At 47.1% G+C, this 18,420-nt stretch carries 15 protein-coding genes; 8 read left to right on the plus strand and 7 right to left on the minus strand.

What is annotated here, in order from left to right; genetic code table 11:
* Positions 1–66: 66 nt before the first annotated feature.
* From BACSA_RS03715 to BACSA_RS03745, 7 genes are all read right to left on the minus strand, one after another.
* Complete coding sequence (locus BACSA_RS03715; protein WP_245546620.1) at positions 67–969, minus strand: metallophosphoesterase; 903 nt, start codon at positions 967–969, stop codon at positions 67–69.
* A 220-nt stretch (positions 970–1,189) separates the two neighbouring features.
* The gene (locus tag BACSA_RS03720; protein WP_013616783.1) at positions 1,190–2,614 is read right to left on the minus strand and encodes a right-handed parallel beta-helix repeat-containing protein; all 1,425 of its coding nucleotides are present in this window, start codon (positions 2,612–2,614) and stop codon (positions 1,190–1,192) included.
* Between the two features lie 42 nt (positions 2,615–2,656).
* A complete protein-coding gene (locus BACSA_RS03725; RefSeq protein ID WP_013616784.1) occupies positions 2,657–5,317 on the minus strand; it encodes a TonB-dependent receptor in 2,661 nt (886 codons plus the stop codon).
* A 198-nt stretch (positions 5,318–5,515) separates the two neighbouring features.
* The gene (locus tag BACSA_RS03730; RefSeq protein WP_013616785.1) at positions 5,516–6,517 is read right to left on the minus strand and encodes an iron ABC transporter permease; all 1,002 of its coding nucleotides are present in this window, start codon (positions 6,515–6,517) and stop codon (positions 5,516–5,518) included.
* Between the two features lie 13 nt (positions 6,518–6,530).
* On the minus strand, positions 6,531–7,685 hold the full coding sequence (locus tag BACSA_RS03735) for an ABC transporter substrate-binding protein (protein ID WP_013616786.1): 1,155 nt from the start codon (positions 7,683–7,685) through the stop codon (positions 6,531–6,533).
* Between the two features lie 27 nt (positions 7,686–7,712).
* Complete coding sequence (locus BACSA_RS03740; protein WP_013616787.1) at positions 7,713–8,282, minus strand: flavodoxin family protein; 570 nt, start codon at positions 8,280–8,282, stop codon at positions 7,713–7,715.
* Positions 8,279–8,524: a TIGR03905 family TSCPD domain-containing protein gene (locus BACSA_RS03745; protein WP_013616788.1), complete on the minus strand. Its 246-nt coding sequence runs from the start codon at positions 8,522–8,524 to the stop codon at positions 8,279–8,281. The genes BACSA_RS03740 and BACSA_RS03745 overlap by 4 nt, the downstream gene beginning before the upstream one ends.
* Positions 8,525–8,782: 258 nt before the next feature.
* Between BACSA_RS03745 and BACSA_RS03750 the strand changes: the two genes are divergently transcribed.
* The 8 genes from BACSA_RS03750 (at position 8,783) to BACSA_RS03785 (ending at position 18,416) form a co-directional block, all read left to right on the plus strand.
* On the plus strand, positions 8,783–9,667 hold the full coding sequence (locus tag BACSA_RS03750; protein ID WP_013616789.1) for a YitT family protein: 885 nt from the start codon (positions 8,783–8,785) through the stop codon (positions 9,665–9,667).
* Positions 9,668–9,696: 29 nt separating this feature from the next.
* A complete protein-coding gene (locus BACSA_RS03755) occupies positions 9,697–10,287 on the plus strand; it encodes a Crp/Fnr family transcriptional regulator (RefSeq protein ID WP_013616790.1) in 591 nt (196 codons plus the stop codon).
* An 11-nt stretch (positions 10,288–10,298) separates the two neighbouring features.
* Positions 10,299–11,216 carry a tRNA (adenosine(37)-N6)-dimethylallyltransferase MiaA gene (gene miaA / locus BACSA_RS03760; protein ID WP_013616791.1) on the plus strand — a complete coding sequence of 306 codons (918 nt, stop codon included), beginning with the start codon at positions 10,299–10,301 and terminating at the stop codon, positions 11,214–11,216.
* Position 11,217: 1 nt separating this feature from the next.
* Positions 11,218–12,150 carry a diacylglycerol/lipid kinase family protein gene (locus BACSA_RS03765; protein WP_013616792.1) on the plus strand — a complete coding sequence of 311 codons (933 nt, stop codon included), beginning with the start codon at positions 11,218–11,220 and terminating at the stop codon, positions 12,148–12,150.
* Positions 12,151–12,250: 100 nt separating this feature from the next.
* On the plus strand, positions 12,251–13,525 hold the full coding sequence (serS, locus tag BACSA_RS03770) for a serine--tRNA ligase (RefSeq protein ID WP_013616793.1): 1,275 nt from the start codon (positions 12,251–12,253) through the stop codon (positions 13,523–13,525).
* Between the two features lie 268 nt (positions 13,526–13,793).
* Positions 13,794–15,737, plus strand: a complete 1,944-nt coding sequence (locus BACSA_RS03775) for a glycogen debranching enzyme N-terminal domain-containing protein (RefSeq protein ID WP_013616794.1) — start codon at positions 13,794–13,796, stop codon at positions 15,735–15,737.
* 15 nt (positions 15,738–15,752) lie between these two features.
* Positions 15,753–17,027, plus strand: a complete 1,275-nt coding sequence (locus BACSA_RS03780) for a glycosyltransferase family 4 protein (protein ID WP_013616795.1) — start codon at positions 15,753–15,755, stop codon at positions 17,025–17,027.
* Between the two features lie 15 nt (positions 17,028–17,042).
* Entirely contained in the window at positions 17,043–18,416 is a 1,374-nt protein-coding gene (locus tag BACSA_RS03785; RefSeq protein WP_013616796.1) for a glycoside hydrolase family 57 protein, read from the plus strand.
* Positions 18,417–18,420: the final 4 nt, after the last annotated feature.

Raw genomic sequence — 18,420 nt, forward strand, 5'->3', positions numbered from 1 at the left:
ATGTTTGTAATGTGCCATCTTTCGCTAGCACTTTACAAACATAGGAACTTATTATATCACAATGTCTTATTTCGTACGGCGAACCGTATGGAGCACTTTCCCGTTCTTGTCCATCATGTGTAGGCAAAGCTCGTGTTTGTCTACCGTAATGAGCGAGAAACCTGTCGCACCGCTGCAGAACTGCGTGCCGTCTACCGGTTTCACTTCGCGTGCCAACGAGCCGGAAGTGTTCACCACATAGTCAATCTTGCTGTCCGTCTTACGGATGTGCTGGAAGTTATGGATATGGCCACATACGTACATGTCTACATTGCCGTGCTTGCGCAAAATAGAGTCTACCCGCTTCTGCATGTCCGTCCGTTCGCTATCGTTCTTATCGGTATCGGCATAGATGGGGTGATGGCCTACCACCATTACCCAGTCTTCTTTAGCCGAAGTCAATACCGAATCCAGCCATGCCAGCTGCTTGTCCATATCTTGTTTGCCTGCATCGGGATATTTCTCGGTATCTTCACGGTATTTGTCAAGCAAAGGCGGCGTATCAATCATCACCAAGCGGATAGTCGCCCCGTCTTCCTCCATCACCTTTGTATAATAGCGTGCCGGCATCTCCCACCGTGCGCTGACATTGCTATAATCCAACACCGCCTGCGTATTGCCCCGATACTCATGATTCCCTAAAATGGGATACCAGGGCAACATCAAATCGGGATGGCTGTATATCAGTTCGTAATTGGTCATCCACAAAGGGTCTTGCACACTGCGCACCCCCTCGAAATGATGCACGTCACCGGCAGCTACTACAAATTCGATATCAATCGTTTCTGCCATTTTACCCATCAGTTCGGCTATCGGCTTCTGGTCATAATAACCGTTGCGCCCAAGGTCGTTTGCCAAATAAAAATTAAGCGGTTTTTCCAAAGATTTCCACGTTGCCGCATCTTGCGCGAAAGCGACTACAGCCGCCATTACCAGGAATAAAGAGATTCCTATTTTCTTCATTGATTTCATTTGCTTAAAGATAAATGTTGATTAATAATTATGTGACAAAATTAGGAGGCAATTCTGAATTAAAACTGAAACCCTGCTGATTTCATAAACAAAGTCCGGGATACTGGACGCTTTCCAGTCCCGGACTTCTTAGGAAAAAAGAATGTATCAGAGTTGTATCAGAGATACCGCGTTCAGATTACTCTGCACCATACGCACCGAAATAAGGTTGGGGAGCAGGAGTCGTATAAGTCTCGCCGTTTACAGTCAGACCAGTCGTGCCGAACAAAGGTGCCATATCCGAAGCATTTGCACTATATGCGCCTTCCAATGCCGGAGAACTTGCAGTCAGGTGGAAATCCCAGCTGTCATCGTAAGTATAGCTTGTCAGCGACGTAGTATTGATATCGAAATTTGCAAACTGCGGATCTTTGCTGTCACCTTGAGTAGCAATCACACTGTTCAGGTCGACTCTTTCGGTATCATAGTCTTCGTGGTCATAGTTGTAGCCTTCCCATGAATAATTGATGTCTTGTTCGTAAACATAGCTCGGATCTACTTCCTGGCTTCCTGAAGCGTAATAGTTGTAATCAATGGTAGAGTTAGCTTCATCGTAACCACCTTCAATATTGTGCAGGTTGTCCAGTCCCGGAGTCATAGCACGGAACTTACAGTTCACCAGCAGGTTGTTGTAAACGTGTACCGAAACATTTTCCTCAGCATAGATGCCACCGCCCTTATCGCTGTCACGACGCCAGCCTGCATTGATGATGGTATTGTTGTAAGCCTGAATCTTAGCTTGCGGACGTACATCGCTTTGGTCAGAGCTTGACAGTTTCAGTGCATTGGTATTCGGGGCAAACATTACATTACCAACTACATCTACCTGGCAACCCGATTTCACGTTAACGGCTTCTTCACCCGTTTCGCCGTTTGCTATAAACAAGTTGTTCATGATAATGGCATTACCACCCATCATGTAAATCGCGTCAGAAACGCCGTTGCGCAGAATGGAGTTTGTAATGACATAGTTACCGTTCACGTTGTTGGTAGTTATCTGCGGATAAGCGTCATCACCTGCTTCATAATAACCAGCCTGGGCTGCTGGAGCACCTTCCAGCACATCACCACCGGTATATTCGATAATGGTATGGTCTATCAACATTTCTTCACAAGTAGTACCAGCTACAATGCCTCCCCATTTTCCGGCAAATACGTTAGCTTCGGTACGTTCCGCTTCAGGAATAGAGAACAGGATGGGTTTTTCTTCCGTACCTTCACAATACAAGTTTCCGTTTACAGTAAACTCTACCGGAAGCAAGTTCGCACCTACGCCTTCTGTGCTGGCGATGATCTGCACGCCTTCCTTGATAATCAAAGTCTTGCCTTCGGGTACTGTGTAGTGTTCGGTCAAATTGATGATTGTATCAGCCGGCCAAGTCACCGTATTGGTATTGTTCCATTGGTCTTCCAGACTTACAGGACCTTCCGGATCATCGCCATTCGGTTCATCCGGTTCTTCTACAGGAGGATTCTGCGGTTCGTTCTCGTCATCACTACAAGCAGCGAAGAATGATACGCTCATCAAAGCTGCACCTACGAATAAATACTTCTTTAAATTCATAATTAAAAGTGTTTGTTAGTCAATATGTTTTGTTTTGCTTTCTTACAATTTATATCTCACGCCCAGCATAATGGTTTGTCCGTGCCATTCCTTACGCTCTATCAGGTTCCCGTTCTTGCGTTCGAAATTCGTCACACCGTCTGTATGAGGACCTTTATGGGTATAACGGAGCAATGGAATATCCAACAAGTTAGAAGCCTTGGCAAATACACTCACGCCACACTTGAAACTTTTCTCTACCGATGCGTCCAATTGGAAATACCCGTCTTCCCAAATATCGTCATCAAAATAGTTAGAAACTTCACTCAAGCGCTTGCCCGTGTAACTTCCGGCTATCTGACCTTCCCAACCGTATTTCGTACTCTTGAAAAGCAAGGAAAGATTTGCCACATGACCTGCCTGGCCATACAACGGACGCGACTGGCGGACGGTCTTCACTTCCGTACCTTCCATAATACGTTTATCGGTTGTAATTTTAGAATGAGTGTACGTATAATTTGCTTTGATACCGAACCAATTGAAATATTTCATAACGTCTACCTCTACACCCATATTGTCTGCATCACCAAAGTTCATCGGCACGTAATAAGTATTTTGTCCCATATTCAACAAACCGGTTTCAATCGGGTCTTTCAAATGTTTGTAGAACAGACCAACCATAAACTGCTCAGACGATTTCGGGAAAAATTCATAACGCAAGTCTACATTGTCAGCTACCGTATGCTTCAAATCCGGATTACCTTTTTCATCAAAGTCCTCATTAAAAATTGTATAAGGCACAATTTCGAAGAAACTCGGACGATTGATGGCACGGGCGTATGAGAAACGCAGATTGGCATTTTCGTGCACATTGTATTTGGCATGGAAACTGGGCAATACATCCGTATATTTCTGGTTGCCTTCAGGGTCTGCGTTCTCGGTGGGGAACTTCAGCAAATATCCTTGATTGGTATGTTCTACACGCACACCCGCAATCAATTCCCACTTGCTCCATGTATATTTTACCATTCCGTATCCGGCGCCAATCTTTTCGGTTGCATCATAATTCAAGGCTCCGCTAATATTACGGCTGCTTACATCCGAGAAAACGATTTCATCAAAATTATTCCAATCTTCTCCTTTTATCTGAGGATCACCGTTTGTTGTTCTAAACTTATATTCATTGAAATAGCTGTCACGCTTCTTGTCGCGATACATACCTCCGATTGAAAAGTCAAATGATGAGCCGTTCGAAAGATTCAGTTTATACATTAAGTCAAGGTATCCGGCAAAGTCACGGTCGGAATTGTGTTCCCAGCGGCGAACCAACGCATCGTTTACCGCTACACGATTTCCGCCATCCAGCAAACCTACTTCTGCATTATCGGGAGTTTCATTATACGCTTTCGATGCTACCGCCGACCAATTCAAGCGCAAGGCATGATTGTCCAGAAACCCATGTTCGCCTTTCAGCGTAGAATTAATAATGTACTGATGGTTCCATTTCATGCGTACATGTTCTTCATCATCATCTTTTTGGTCGCGCACTTCCGCTTCACGCATATCCATGTATCCATTATACCAGGTCAGCTTATTGTTTTCATTGATGTGATAATCCAGTTTTACGTGTGCACCGATACGGGTCTGCTGGGAAGAATAGTTACGGTATTCAATATTACCGCTATCCCGCCCCGGCTGATAAAAAATCTGGCTTTCCTTACCACGGTACGTATTCAAGAATGTACCTGCCACCATCACGCCCAAACGGTCATTAAAGAAACGGTCACCATACGAAAGGCTTGCATTCAAGTCGGGCATCGGCTTGCTCCATTTCATGTGAAGATTATCGTAATTAAAATCATCGGGAGTCGCGCGGAAATATTCAGGCTTGCCCATCCGCTCGTAAGGCGAATCCTTCACAATAGCTCCATGGTCGAACGACTGGAAATCGCGGTCGAAATACATAGCGTTATAACCGGTAGAAATGCTTGCCGTGAACTGACGTTCCGTAGGCGCATCTTTCATCACCAGATTGACCGCACCTCCGATACCGTCGCCTTCCATATTGGCAGTAAGTGATTTGGTCACCTCCAACCGGTCGAGCATCTCAGAAGGGAATATGTCAAGAGGGACGAAACGGTTCTTATTATCGGGACTTGGAATCTTCACTCCATTAATCAAGGTATAATTGTAACGCTTGTCCATACCGCGCAGGATAGCATACTGCCCTTCCCCACTGCTGTTACGCTCAATCGTCACACCCGACATTCGCTGGATAACATTCGCGACCGTGATATCCGGAGAAAGCTCGATGGCTTTCGCGCTCATTACATTTACTACGTTCATTGATTTACGTTCAATGGCACGGGCGCCTGCCTCCGTACGTCCGGGATTAGTTGCCACTACGGTCACCTCACCCAATAAAATGTCATCACTCGCCAAAGGGATTTCAATGTCTACATCTTTCGAAGTCACCTTCTGCTCGTAGGTCTTATATCCTACATACGTACAGATGATAGTAAATGTCGGCCGGTTTACCGAAATGCTGAAACTTCCGTCCAACCCTGTTACGGCTCCTTTTGAAGGCTCTTCTTTCACCACTACCGAGGCTCCGATAATCTCTTCGCCTGTTTTTGCATCCTTAATCTTACCTTTCAGGTTCATCGCATTTGCTCCTGCAGCCAATGCCAGCAAAACCAGACTCAAAACAGCTCTTTTTTTCATACAATCTTTTATCCTTTTTTCATTTTGACGCTGCAAAAGTAAAAGGCATTCTTTTCAAGAAGATTGCATGAGTGTTTCATTTCTGTTTCAAGAAGAAAGTAAGCAAAATAGGCTCCACTCCCTATATTCTACAAACATTCTTATTACATTTTCATTACAAAAAGAAGGAATATCTTTCTTTTGTGAAGCAAATCATCTTCACTTAAAGAAAGTACGCCGGCGAATAATCACATAAATGATGACAGGCGCACCCAATATGGGAGTAACCGCATTAAGAGGAATGATGCCACGCTCTGCAGGAAGAAGACAGAGCAAATTACAAAGCAAAGCCACGGCACACCCCGCCAATAAAGTCACCGGAAGTAAAGAACGATGATTGGCTGTACCCAGCAACATACGAGCCACATGAGGAACAGCAAGCCCTATAAAGGAAATGGGACCGCAAAAGGCCGTAGCCACGGCGGTAAGAAGTCCAGCTATCACCAATAACCATGACCGCACGCGCCGTACACGGACACCTAAGTTTTCGGCATAACGAGGTCCTAACAAAAGGGCATTAAGAGGCTTAATCATAAGCAAAGAAGCCGCCAATCCGAGAAGTGCCGCCACAGAAAAAGCCGGAAGCTGGGCAGAGGATACACCTCCGAAACTTCCCAACCCCCAAATAACAAACGAATGCACCCCTTCATCTGTAGCAAAAAAATTGAGCAGGGAAATAGCGGAAGAAGCCAAATACCCCATCATAATTCCCGCAATAAGCAGCATGATACTGTTACGAATCAAGGCAGAAAGAAAAAGTACGGCAAACATTATCGCCATAGCTCCCACAAACGCCCCTGCCACCACCGACAGGAAACCCGAAAGGACAAACTGGCCTGCCACGATGCTTCCTCCACCTGCCAGCACCACCAATGCCACTCCCAAGCTTGCACCCGAACTGATGCCCAAGATAGAAGAGTCGGCAAGCGGATTATTGAAAACGGTCTGCAAAATCAATCCCGACACCGCCAACGCCGCTCCGCAAAGCAATGCCGTGACACATTGAGGCACACGCGACTCCCATACAATGAAGCTCCACCCCGAATCCACGGAGCCATCACCCAAAAGAACAGCGGTCACATCCTTCATCGGAATTGACACAGCTCCCCAATAAAGGTTGGCGAAGATAAGCACCAGCACTATCACCGCCAGTGCAACCATACAAACTGATTTCTTATTTGCTTTCATTTCTTTCTCTCAACGGCGTAAAATACCTTGCCTGATAATCGGGGAACATATCGGGATGAAATACTGCGATTAAATCTTTTAATAAACGTTCGGGATGGAAGGGTATTTCCTCGTAATAAGACACCTTTGCTGTATTACACCCGTATATCTTCCGCTTGCGGAAAGCGTCGAATCCCGTATACGGACGGTAATCCTGCTCCAACTCGGCGTATGTCTTATCATGCTTCTGATTATATTTCACCAGCCAATAATCCGCATGCCGTGCACGATTGAACACGGTCTCGAACGACAAGGGGGACGAACCGTTCTCCGCTATGGAAGCAAAGGCATAATGCGCGCCCGCATCGGCATACATCTGTCCCGTGACACTACGCCCGCCCGGAACATACCATGCCGACCCTTGCTTCAACTCCGCCAGCACCACAGGCTTTTCTTTCGCTTTGTCCGCCATTGCGCACAACGCCTGATATCCGCGTTCCACTTCCGCAAACAAGGAATCCGCTTCACGCTCCTTCCCTGCCAGCATTCCATAAAAACGCATCCACTCCGCACGCCCTAAAGCTGAGGTCTCCATATAATCGGCACATTCTATCAACGGGATATCCAATTTTTCGACACGTCCGTACGAACCATTTTCGAAAGGAGAAAGCAAGATGCCGTCAGGGTGCAAGGCAATAACCCGCTCGATGTCTGGGCTCATGCTGCTTCCGGCATCCGTTATCAACCCGTCGCGCACACGCCGCCGTATCTTTTCCAACCGGATATAGGACAAGTCGCATACCCCACCCACGGCTTCCATCGCGCCCAGCTCGTCAAACAAGCCGCAATGCACCGCCGAATACACCAGCATCCGCTCCAACGGTATGCGCACCACCGTGCCTTGAGGCAATACGCGGGGGGAAGGCTTGTGCTTGTCCACCAATAAATAAGTATGCAAGATGCGTGCAGAATCCCATGGATTACGTATTGTAACCTGCGTAAACTCTTTGTGCTTCACAACCGTAAGATAGTGCGCATACGCCAATCTCAACGTATCTCCTCCTTCGGGCATTCCGGATTTCGTGTTTCCGCTCCCGCCACATGCCGAGAGCACAAAAACGCATCCCACCATCCCCCAGAACAAACTTACCAGCCGCCGCATGTTTATTTTCTTATTCATATCTGTCATCTATAATTTCCGGACGGCTTTTCGGCAACGCTCTACGGTCTTTTCACGTACGGGATGCTGCTTAGTCCCTCCAGCCTCAATCGTAGCAAGCACTTTAAAGCCACTCCATTTCAAGATTTCTTTCAATGCCCGGATGACTCCGCGCGTTTGATGGAAAAGAATGTTAAAAGGATAAGGTGTCGTGCCGACACTCACCAATATGGCACGTTTTCCCCGGTGCAACGGTTGAGGAATGCCTCGTGTGCTTTCCCCCATCATTCCATACACCATACGGTCGAACAATACCTTCAGTTCGCCAGGCATATTTCCCCAATAACAAGGCGCGCCGATAACCAGTACGTCACATGCCTGAATCAGCCGAAGCACCCGTTGGGCATCGTCTTCGGGCAACACGCAAGCCCGCTTGGTACGGCATGCCATGCATCCCGTACAAGGACGCACACGCAATCCGGAAACACGGACCGACGTAACCTGCATCCCTGCTCTTGCCGCCTCTTCCTCCATTGCATCCAGCATACGGGAAATATTTCCCTTCGGGCGTGGGCTGGCGTTAAGTATCAGCACGTTCATGGCTTCATGGAACGCAGAGCCTTACAAAGCTGGTCGGGACATGAAGTGGGCTTCTCCCCGCACCGGATGCCTTCCAGCCGGGCAATCACTTCCTCTACCGGCATACCCTTCACCAAAGCACAAATCCCCTGCAAATTCCCGTTGCATCCTCCCGTATAATGTGCATTCTTCACAATTCCGTTCTCTACTTCTACCTTTATATGCGTGCTGCAAGTCCCTTGCGTCGTATAATCGATTACCATATTTATTATAATTTGTCTTACTCAATGCGCAAAGGTAACACTATTTTCCGAAATAACAAACGCACCTATATCCGCCGGCTTAGGCACATAGGTTCAACGGGCATCGAATCTATGTCCATCAGCCTTCGGACATAGGTTCGCAAAATAAAGATCCCTTTTTTTGAATTTTTCTTATTTACCCTCCCCAAATTATTCGTTTATTTCATCGTTTTTTCCTATTTTTGTATTCCGAAAATTTGAAATAACTAAAAACGGAAAATGAATCGGATTATGAATTTAAGGACTCAACCCGTATGGAGGGAAGCAAAGGATTATGTGTTTATCGCTTTAGGCATGATGATGTACGGGATTGGGTGGACCGTGTTTTTGCTGCCGAATGATCTTCCTTCGGGAGCCGTTCCGGGTATCGCCTCCATTATTTATTGGGCAACGGGATTCCCGGTGCAGTACACCTACTTGGGAATCAACGGCATATTGTTGCTGTTGGCTTTAAAGATTTTAGGGCTCAAGTTCTGCGTGAAAACCATCTGGGCTGTAGCAGTATTGACCATATTCCTGGAAGTAATCCAACGGATAGCGGGCGAAGGGCTGATACACGACCAACCCTTTATGGCATGTGTATTAGGCGCTTCATTTTGCGGCGGAGGAATCGGGCTTGCCTTTTCAGCCAACGGAAGCACAGGCGGCACCGACATCATTGCGGCTATCGTAAACAAGTACCGCGACATATCATTGGGGCGGGTCATCCTGATGTGTGATGTCATCATCATCTCGTCCAGTTACCTGGTGCTCCACGATTGGGAACGGGTGGTATATGGTTATGTGGTATTGTTCATCACCAGCTTCGTTATCGACCAGGTGGTGAATAGCGCACGCCAGTCGGTACAATTCTTCATTATCTCAAGCAAGTACGAAGAAATCGGGCACCATATCAACAAGGACCTGCATCGGGGCGTGACGTTCATCGACGGCGTGGGATGCTATACAAACAAAGGTGTGAAAATGATGTTCGTATTGGCGAAGAAGCGGGAGTCGAACACGATTTTCCGCCTGATAAAGGACATCGACCCCCATGCGTTCGTATCGCAAAGTGCGGTAATCGGCGTTTTCGGCGAAGGATTCGACCGCATCAAAGTAAAATAACTTAAAAATGAACCAGTTAAAATCAATATATGGTAACAACAAGCATTGACATCGCAAGGCAAATGGTAAACAATTATCATTTGCAGGCGGACAAAGAAAGCACGCATGCCCTTGCCGATATTTTGGTTTGCAAGAAATATAAAAAAGGAGAAATAATCCTGAACGAAGGAGAAATCTGCACATGCATGCGTTATGTGGAAAAAGGCCTGCTCCGCCAGTTCTACTTCAAATACGGGAAAGACATGACCGAGCACATCGCTTACGAGAAAGGCGTAGTGATTTGCCTGGAAAGCTATTTCCGACAGGAACCTGCCCACCTGATCATAGAGGCGCTGGAGCAAAGCGTGGTTTGGGAAATAGACAAAGCCATGATAGACCAACTGGCAATAGAATACGTCACCATCGGCTTGCTATACCGGAAGATACTGGAATATTCGTTGATAGAATCACAGATTAAAGCCGACACGCTGCGTTTCGAGCCGGCTCACGAACGGTATAACAAATTGTTCCAGATGCATCCGGAAATATTGAAGCGTGCCCCCTTGGTGTATATTGCTTCCTTGCTCCAGATGACTCCGGAAACACTGAGCCGCGTGCGTTCGGCAAGCCTAAGCAATTAAAGGACAGGCGAATGGCATACGACTTGATTACAATATTAGGACCGACCGCATCGGGAAAGACTCCCTTGGCGGCGGCACTTGCCAACCGCTTGCATACGGAAATCATTAGCGGGGACAGCCGTCAGGTGTACCGCCGGATGGATTTGGGCACGGGAAAAGATTTGGCGGATTATACGGCAGGCGGGAATCGGATTCCCTATCACTTGATTGATATCGCGGAACCGGGAACCAAATACAATGTATTCGAATTCCAGCACGATTTCCTTCGGGCTTACGATGACATCCGAAAGCGAGGGATGCTTCCCATCTTATGCGGAGGGACCGGAATGTACCTGGAATCTGTCTTGAAAGGATATAAGCTGCTTCCCGTACCGGAGAATCCCGAGTTGCGCGAAAAGCTTGCGGGAAAATCCCTGGCAGAGCTGACCGAGATATTGGCTTCGTATAAGACCTTGCACAACTCTACGGATGTGGATACGGCAAAACGTGCCATACGCGCCATAGAAATAGAAGAGTATTACCATACCCAACCTGTAGACGCAAGGGATTTTCCGGACATCCATAGCCTGATTATCGGAGTCAGTATCGACCGTGAATTGAGGCGTGAGAAAATATCCCGCCGGTTAAGGCAAAGGCTGGACGAAGGCATGGTGGATGAAGTGCGCCGGTTGCTGGAAGAAGGCATCGCGCCCGAGGACTTGATTTATTACGGACTGGAATACAAATTCCTTACCTTATATATAATAGGAGAATTGAGTTACGAAGAAATGTTCCGCCAACTGGAGATAGCCATCCATCAATTTGCCAAAAGGCAGATGACATGGTTCAGGGGCATGGAAAGACGCGGATTCGCCATCCATTGGATTGATGCAACCTCGCCTATGGAAGAAAAGGTGGAGAAAATAATGAATTTATTAAACACAGACTGATATGGCAATAGAACCTACCCGTTGGGGTGTGATATATAATCCGAAAGCCGGAAGCCGGAAAGCGCAAAAGCGCTGGAAGGAGATTCGGGACTACATGGAAAGCCGTGAAGTCCAGTTCGACTATGTACAATCGGAAGGCTTCGGCTCGGTAGAGCGCCTATCGCGCACCATGGCGAACAACGGTTACCGGACCATTGTTGTGGTAGGAGGAGACGGGGCATTGAACGATGCCGTAAACGGCATCATGTTCTCGGACGCCGAAAATAAGCAAGACATTGCCTTGGGCATTATCCCGAACGGCATTGGAAATGATTTTGCCAAATATTGGGGACTGGATTCAGATGATTATAAAGGGGCGGTAGATGTCTTGATTAACCGCCGTTTGCGGAAGGTAGATGTAGGCGTATTCGGGTATTTCAACGGGAAAAGCCACGTGAAGCGCTTTTTCCTGAATGCCGTTTACATCGGGTTAGGTGCCCGTATCGTAATCATCACCAATGAGACACGGCGCTTTTGGGGAATACCCCTGTTCTCGTACCTGTCCTCGCTCTTTCTGGTGGCATTCGAACGGAAACTGTACCGGATGCACCTGAAAGTAAACGATGAACATATCCGGGGACGCCTGATGGCGGTAGCCATCGGAAGCGGGCGCGGATACGGGCTGACCCCCAGCGCGGTACCCTATAACGGCTGGCTGGACGTATCGTTAATCTATCGCCCGGAACTCCGCCAACTGATTCAAGGCTTATGGATGATGCAGCAGGGACGCTTGTTGAACCATAAAACCGTAAAGCCCTACCGTACCCGTACGGTTAAAATATTACGGGCGCAAAATGCCGAGATAAGCCTGGACGGACGCATTTGGTTCGACCGGCATTTCCCTATCGAGGTGACCATTGCTCCCGAAGCATTGACTTTGATAATCCCGAATTAAGAGCCTGCTAAGATATCGTTAAAGTATCTTGTAAGATTCATTGTTTATGTTTCAATAAAAGAATATCTTTGCAGCACGAAACTTAAAAACAAAAAAAGATATGCTTACAATCAAACAAATTACAGAGGATACCGAAAAGGTAATCCGCGGACTGGAAAAAAAGCATTTCGCCAACGCGAAAGAAGCGATTGCGAAAGCAATTGAACTGAATAACAAACGCCGCACAGCACAAGGGCAATTAGATAATAATCTGGCAGAAGTCAACGCCACTTCCAAAACAATCGGCCAATTAATGAAAGAGGGGAAAAAGGAAGAAGCCGAAGCTGCTAAAGCCCGTGTAGCCGAAATCAAGGAAGCAAGCAAGGGGCTTCAGGCTGAAATGGACCAAGCCGCAGAAGACCTGCAAAACCTGCTGTACACCATCCCCAATGTGCCCTATGATGAAGTGCCCGAAGGAGCAAGTGCAGAAGATAACCTTGTGGTAAAGATGGGAGGAATGGAAACTGAACTTCCGAAAGACGCCCTCCCCCACTGGGAATTGGCGAAGAAATACAACCTGATTGACTTCGATCTGGGCGTGAAAATCACCGGAGCAGGTTTCCCGGTTTACCGCGGACAAGGCGCACGCCTGCAACGTGCGTTAATCAACTTCTTCTTGGACGAAGCACGTGCCGCCGGATACGAAGAAATTATGCCGCCTACTGTAGTAAACGCCGCTTCAGGATACGGAACAGGACAATTGCCCGATAAGGAAGGACAAATGTACCATTGCAATTTGGATGACCTTTATCTGATTCCGACTGCCGAAGTTCCTGTTACAAATATCTACCGCGATGTGATTCTCGATGAAAAACAATTGCCGATTAAGAACTGCGCTTACACCGAATGTTTCCGCCGCGAAGCCGGTTCGTATGGAAAAGACGTACGTGGCCTGAACCGCTTGCATGAGTTCTCAAAGGTAGAATTGGTCCGCATTGATACGCCTGAACATTCACGCCAATCGCATCAGGAAATGTTAGACCACGTGGAAGGGTTGCTCAAAAAATTGGAACTCCCGTACCGCATCCTGCGCCTGTGCGGAGGAGACATCAGCTTTACCGCCGCTATCTGCTATGATTTTGAAGTCTATTCGGAAGCACAGAAACGCTGGCTGGAGGTAAGTTCTGTATCCAATTTTGACACCTATCAGGCGAACCGCCTGAAATGCCGTTACCGCACGGCAAATAAGAAAACCGAACTCTGCCACACTTTGAACGGTTCGGCATTGGCTTTGCCGCGCATCGTAGCGGCCTTGCTCGAAAATAACCAGACGCCCGAAGGCATCCGCATTCCGAAAGCATTAATCCCATATTGCGGTTTCGACATGATAAAATAAATGTATATATGAAGAGAAAAAAAGACGTCCGGCTTTCCCATAAGAACAGATGCCGGACGTCTTTTTTTACCCCTTCCGGTTGGGGCACGCACGGAAAAACGTGATGTTTTTGTAAAAAAAGCGCGCTAAAACGGCCATAAATGCTTTTTTTTATGTGAAAATAAAAAAAAAGAGTAATTTCATTTTGTGTTGTTTATTTAATTATTAATTTTGAGGTGCTAATGAAATAACATTTTTTTAGAGAATTAATAACCTTAATATAACAGCTATGAGTTATTTACGATTTGACAAAACGCTGATGACGAATCTGGAAGAATCTCTGACTCGTGAAATCCTTCGGACGAATCGTTCTGGTGCGTATCATTGCTCTACGATAGTAGACTGTAACACTCGCAAATACCATGGTCTATTAGTCATTCCGGTTCCGGAATTGGATGACGAGAACCATGTATTGCTATCTTCGCTCGATGAAACGGTAATCCAGCATGGAGCAGAATTCAATTTAGGGCTCCATAAATACCATGGAGACAATTTCAGCCCGCGCGGACATAAATACATCCGTGAATTTGAGTGCGAGAAAGTGCCTACAACTATTTATCGTGTAGGAGGAGTGGTATTGAAGAAAGAGAAATTATTCGTCCACCACGAGAACCGAATCCTGATCCGTTATACTTTGCTGGATGCCCATTCCAGTACGACCCTTCGCTTGCGTCCGTATTTAGCTTTCCGTAGCGTACGTCAGTACACTCATGAAAACGCACAGGCAAGCCGGCAATATGATGCAGTAAAAAACGGAATCAAAACATGTATGTATCCGGGATATCCCGAATTGTTCATGCAGACCAATTGCCCGAACGAATTCCATTTCCAGCCGGATTGGTACCGGGGCATAGAGTATCCGAAAGAACAAGAACGCGGATACGACTTCAATGAAGACCTGTATGTGCCGGGGTATTTCGAAATGGAAATCACCAAAGACCATCCGGTTGTGTTCTCGGGAGGCATTTCGGAAATTGAAACCGCTAACCTGGACCAGCTCTTCTCGGAAGAAGCAGACCGCCGTACTCCGCGCGACAATTTCAAGCATTGCCTGATTAATGCCGCCCACCAGTTCCTGAACAAACAAGGAGACGAGTCATACGTCTTGGCAGGCTACCCATGGTTCAAATGCCGGGCACGTGACATGTTCATCTCTCTGCCGGGGCTGATGCTTGCCATCAACGAAACGGACAAGTTCGAAACGGTGATGGACACGGCATCTAAAGCGATTTACGAATTCATGAAAGGCGAACCCGCAACGCTGAAAGTCTACGAAATGGAACATCCGGATGTATTGTTATGGGCAGTATGGACTATCCAGCAATACGCGAAAATGGTATCACGCGATGCGGCACGAAGCAAATACGGGGCATTATTGAAGGACATCATGACGTATCTTGCCGAAGGGAAACATCCGAATCTGAGAGTGTGTGATAACGGACTGGTATATGCCCAAGGCAGAGACAAAGCCATTACGTGGATGAATGCAATGTCGAACGGCCGTCCGGTTACTCCGCGTACAGGATATATCGTCGAATTCAATACCCTGTGGTATAACGCGTTGATGTTTGTCGGAGAATTGCTGGGCGAAGGAGGCGATACAGAATTTGCCGGAACCTTAACCCAATTGGCAGAAAAAGCAGGAAAGGCTTTCATTGACACATTCTTGAACGAATACGGTTACCTGCTCGATTACGTAGATGGAGACATGATGGACTGGAGCGTGCGTCCGAACATGATTTTCGCCGCAGCCTTCGATTACTCTCCATTGAATGCAAAACAAAAGAAAGGCGTAATCGACATCGTGACAAAAGAATTGCTCACCCCGAAAGGTTTGCGCTCATTAAGCCCGAAGAGCGGAGGATACAACCCGAATTATGTAGGCCCGCAAATCCAACGCGATTACGCTTACCATCAAGGTACGGCATGGCCCTGGCTGGAAGGATTCTATCTCGAAGCCTATCTGCGCATCTACAAGCGCAGTGCCATTTCGTTCGTAGAACGTCAGATGATTAGCTTCGAAGACGAATTGTCACTCCATTGCGTAGGCTCTATTCCTGAATTATTCGACGGAAACCCGCCATTCAGAGGCAGAGGAGCCATTTCGTTCGCCATGAACGTGGCTCAAATATTGAGAACTTTAAATCTGTTAGAAAAATATGACAATCAGTAAAAGGGAGGAAATACTATGAAAGTTTTAATGTTTGGATGGGAATTTCCTCCCCATATCTTGGGAGGTTTAGGTACAGCCAGTTACGGACTTACCAAAGGTTTAGCGCAACAAGAGGACATGCAGATTACCTTCTGCATACCGAAGCCATGGGGAGATGAAGACCAAAGCTTCTTGAAAATCATCGGCATGAACAGCGTACCTATCGTATGGCACGACGTACAATGGGATTACGTAAAAAGCCGCGTAGGAAACTACATGGACCCGCAACTCTATTATGACTTGCGCGACCATATCTATGCCGACTTCAACTATATGCACACCAACGATTTGGGATGCCTGGAGTTCTCAGGACGCTATCCGGATAACCTGCACGAAGAAATCAACAATTATTCCATTGTGGCAGGAGTCGTGGCACGCCAGCAAGAGTTCGACATCATCCATTCGCACGACTGGCTGACTTATCCGGCAGGTATTCACGCGAAGCAGGTTTCGGGAAAGCCATTGGTTATCCACGTACACGCCACCGACTTCGACCGAAGCCGGGGTAACGTAAACCCGACGGTTTATTCCATCGAAAAGAATGGCATGGACCATGCAGACTGCATCATGTGCGTAAGCGAGCTGACGCGCCAAACGGTCATCAATAAGTACTACCAAGACCCGCGCAAAGTATTTACCGTACATAATGCTGTATCCCCGTTGTCGCAAGAGATTCAAGACATTGTTCCGCACAAGAATCCGAAAGAGAAAATTGTCACCTTCCTGGGGCGTATCACCATGCAGAAAGGTCCTGAATATTTCGTAGAAGCAGCAGCTATGGTATTGAGACGTGCCCGTCACGTACGTTTCGTCATGGCAGGTAGCGGCGATATGATGAATGCCATGATTCGTCTGGCTGCCGAAAGAGGCATTGCCGACCGCTTCCATTTCCCAGGCTTTATGAGAGGAAAGCAAGTGTACGAAGTGCTGAAAGCCAGCGATGTGTACATCATGCCATCGGTTTCCGAACCGTTCGGCATCTCTCCGCTTGAGGCGATGCAATGCAGTGTGCCTACCATTATTTCCAAGCAATCGGGATGTGCCGAAATCTTGAGCAAATGCATCAAGACCGATTATTGGGATATCCATGCCATGGCGGATGCCATCCATTCCATTTGCACCAATCCGGCACTATACGAATACCTGCGCGATGAAGGAAAGAAAGAGGTAGACGGCATCGTATGGGAAAAAGTAGGCGTGAAGATTCGCGGCTTATATGAACAGACTTTAAAAAATTGTGGACAACTATAATTATACGAAATCAATATGAAAACAATCTGTCTTTACTTTGAGATACACCAGATTATCCACCTGAAACGTTATCGTTTTTTCGAAATCGGTACAGACCATTACTACTATGATGACTATGCCAACGAACAGGGTATAAACGACGTGGCGGAACGTTCTTATATTCCGGCTTTGACGACCCTGATTGAAATGGCTAAAAATAACGAGGGAGCGTTCAAAGTTGCCTTGTCCATCTCCGGAGTGGCACTCGAACAATTGGAAATCCATGCCCCAGCCGTTATCGAACTCTTGCAGGAACTGAATGCTACAGGATGTTGCGAGTTCATTTGCGAGCCTTATTCTCACGGATTGTCTTCTCTGGCAAACGAAGAATGCTTCCGCGAAGAAGTAGAAGTGATGCGCAAGAAAATCAAAGACTATTTCGGACAAGACCCGAAAATCTTCCGCAATTCCAGCTTGATTTACGACAATGAAATAGGTGGAATCGTTGCCAGCATGGGCTTCAAAGGCCAGCTGATTGAAGGCGCAAAGCACGTGTTGGGATGGAAGAGCCCTCACTACCTGTATCATTGCACCGAGAATCCGAACCTGAAATTGCTGATGCGCGACTTCAAGCTTTCCGATGACATCAGCCTGCGGTTCTCCAACTCGGAATGGAGCGAATATCCGTTGTTTGCCGATACCTATATCGACTGGATTGCATCCTTGCCCGAAAACGAGCAAGTCATCAATATCTTCATGGAACTCTCCGCATTGGGCATCGCCCAGCCGCTTTCATCCAATATCCTGGAGTTCTTGAAGGCATTGCCGGTATGCGCAAAACAGAAAGGAATCACGTTCTCTACTCCGACCGAAATCGTGACTAAACTGAAATCGGTAGACATGATGGATGTTCCCTACCCGATGTCATGGTCGGACGAAGAAAGAGACATCAGCCCGTGGTTGGGCAACGTTATGCAACGCGAAGCCTTCAATAAATTGTACAGCGTAGCAGAACGCGTACACCTGTGCGATGACCGCCGCATCAAGCAAGACTGGTATTATCTGCAGGCAAGCAATAACTTCCGCTTCATGACTACGAAAGATACCGGCGTAGGACTGAACCGCGGCATTTACGATTCGCCTTACGATGCATTTACCAACTATATGAACATCTTGGGAGACTTCCTGGCACGTGTCAACGCATTATATCCGGTAGACATGGATAATGAAGAACTGGGTTCATTGCTTACGACCATCAAGAATCAAGGTGAAGAACTGGTTCAGCTGAACGAAGAGGTGGCTAAGCTTCAGGCAGAGTTGAAAAAAGCCGAGGCAAAGAAACCGGCCGCAAAGAAAACCGCTACGGCTAAAAAAGCAAGCACAGCCAAGAAGGAAAACAAGGCGGAATAAATAA

This window comes from Phocaeicola salanitronis DSM 18170 (genome assembly GCF_000190575.1).
Taxonomy (GTDB): domain Bacteria; phylum Bacteroidota; class Bacteroidia; order Bacteroidales; family Bacteroidaceae; genus Phocaeicola; species Phocaeicola salanitronis.

Bases quoted from the DNA above. Each gene is read 5' to 3' on its own strand.
- BACSA_RS03735 (WP_013616786.1), bottom strand. From the start codon at position 7,685: ATGCGGCGGCTGGTAAGTTTGTTCTGGGGGATGGTGGGATGCGTTTTT.
- BACSA_RS03775 (WP_013616794.1), top strand. From the start codon at position 13,794: ATGAGTTATTTACGATTTGACAAAACGCTGATGACGAATCTGGAAGAA.
- BACSA_RS03720 (WP_013616783.1), bottom strand. From the start codon at position 2,614: ATGAATTTAAAGAAGTATTTATTCGTAGGTGCAGCTTTGATGAGCGTA.
- BACSA_RS03765 (WP_013616792.1), top strand. From the start codon at position 11,218: ATGGCAATAGAACCTACCCGTTGGGGTGTGATATATAATCCGAAAGCC.
- miaA (WP_013616791.1), top strand. From the start codon at position 10,299: ATGGCATACGACTTGATTACAATATTAGGACCGACCGCATCGGGAAAG.
- serS (WP_013616793.1), top strand. From the start codon at position 12,251: ATGCTTACAATCAAACAAATTACAGAGGATACCGAAAAGGTAATCCGC.
- BACSA_RS03740 (WP_013616787.1), bottom strand. From the start codon at position 8,282: ATGAACGTGCTGATACTTAACGCCAGCCCACGCCCGAAGGGAAATATT.
- BACSA_RS03725 (WP_013616784.1), bottom strand. From the start codon at position 5,317: ATGAAAAAAAGAGCTGTTTTGAGTCTGGTTTTGCTGGCATTGGCTGCA.
- BACSA_RS03780 (WP_013616795.1), top strand. From the start codon at position 15,753: ATGAAAGTTTTAATGTTTGGATGGGAATTTCCTCCCCATATCTTGGGA.
- BACSA_RS03745 (WP_013616788.1), bottom strand. From the start codon at position 8,524: ATGGTAATCGATTATACGACGCAAGGGACTTGCAGCACGCATATAAAG.
- BACSA_RS03755 (WP_013616790.1), top strand. From the start codon at position 9,697: ATGGTAACAACAAGCATTGACATCGCAAGGCAAATGGTAAACAATTAT.
- BACSA_RS03750 (WP_013616789.1), top strand. From the start codon at position 8,783: ATGAATCGGATTATGAATTTAAGGACTCAACCCGTATGGAGGGAAGCA.
- BACSA_RS03715 (WP_245546620.1), bottom strand. From the start codon at position 969: ATGGCGGCTGTAGTCGCTTTCGCGCAAGATGCGGCAACGTGGAAATCT.
- BACSA_RS03785 (WP_013616796.1), top strand. From the start codon at position 17,043: ATGAAAACAATCTGTCTTTACTTTGAGATACACCAGATTATCCACCTG.
- BACSA_RS03730 (WP_013616785.1), bottom strand. From the start codon at position 6,517: ATGGTTGCACTGGCGGTGATAGTGCTGGTGCTTATCTTCGCCAACCTT.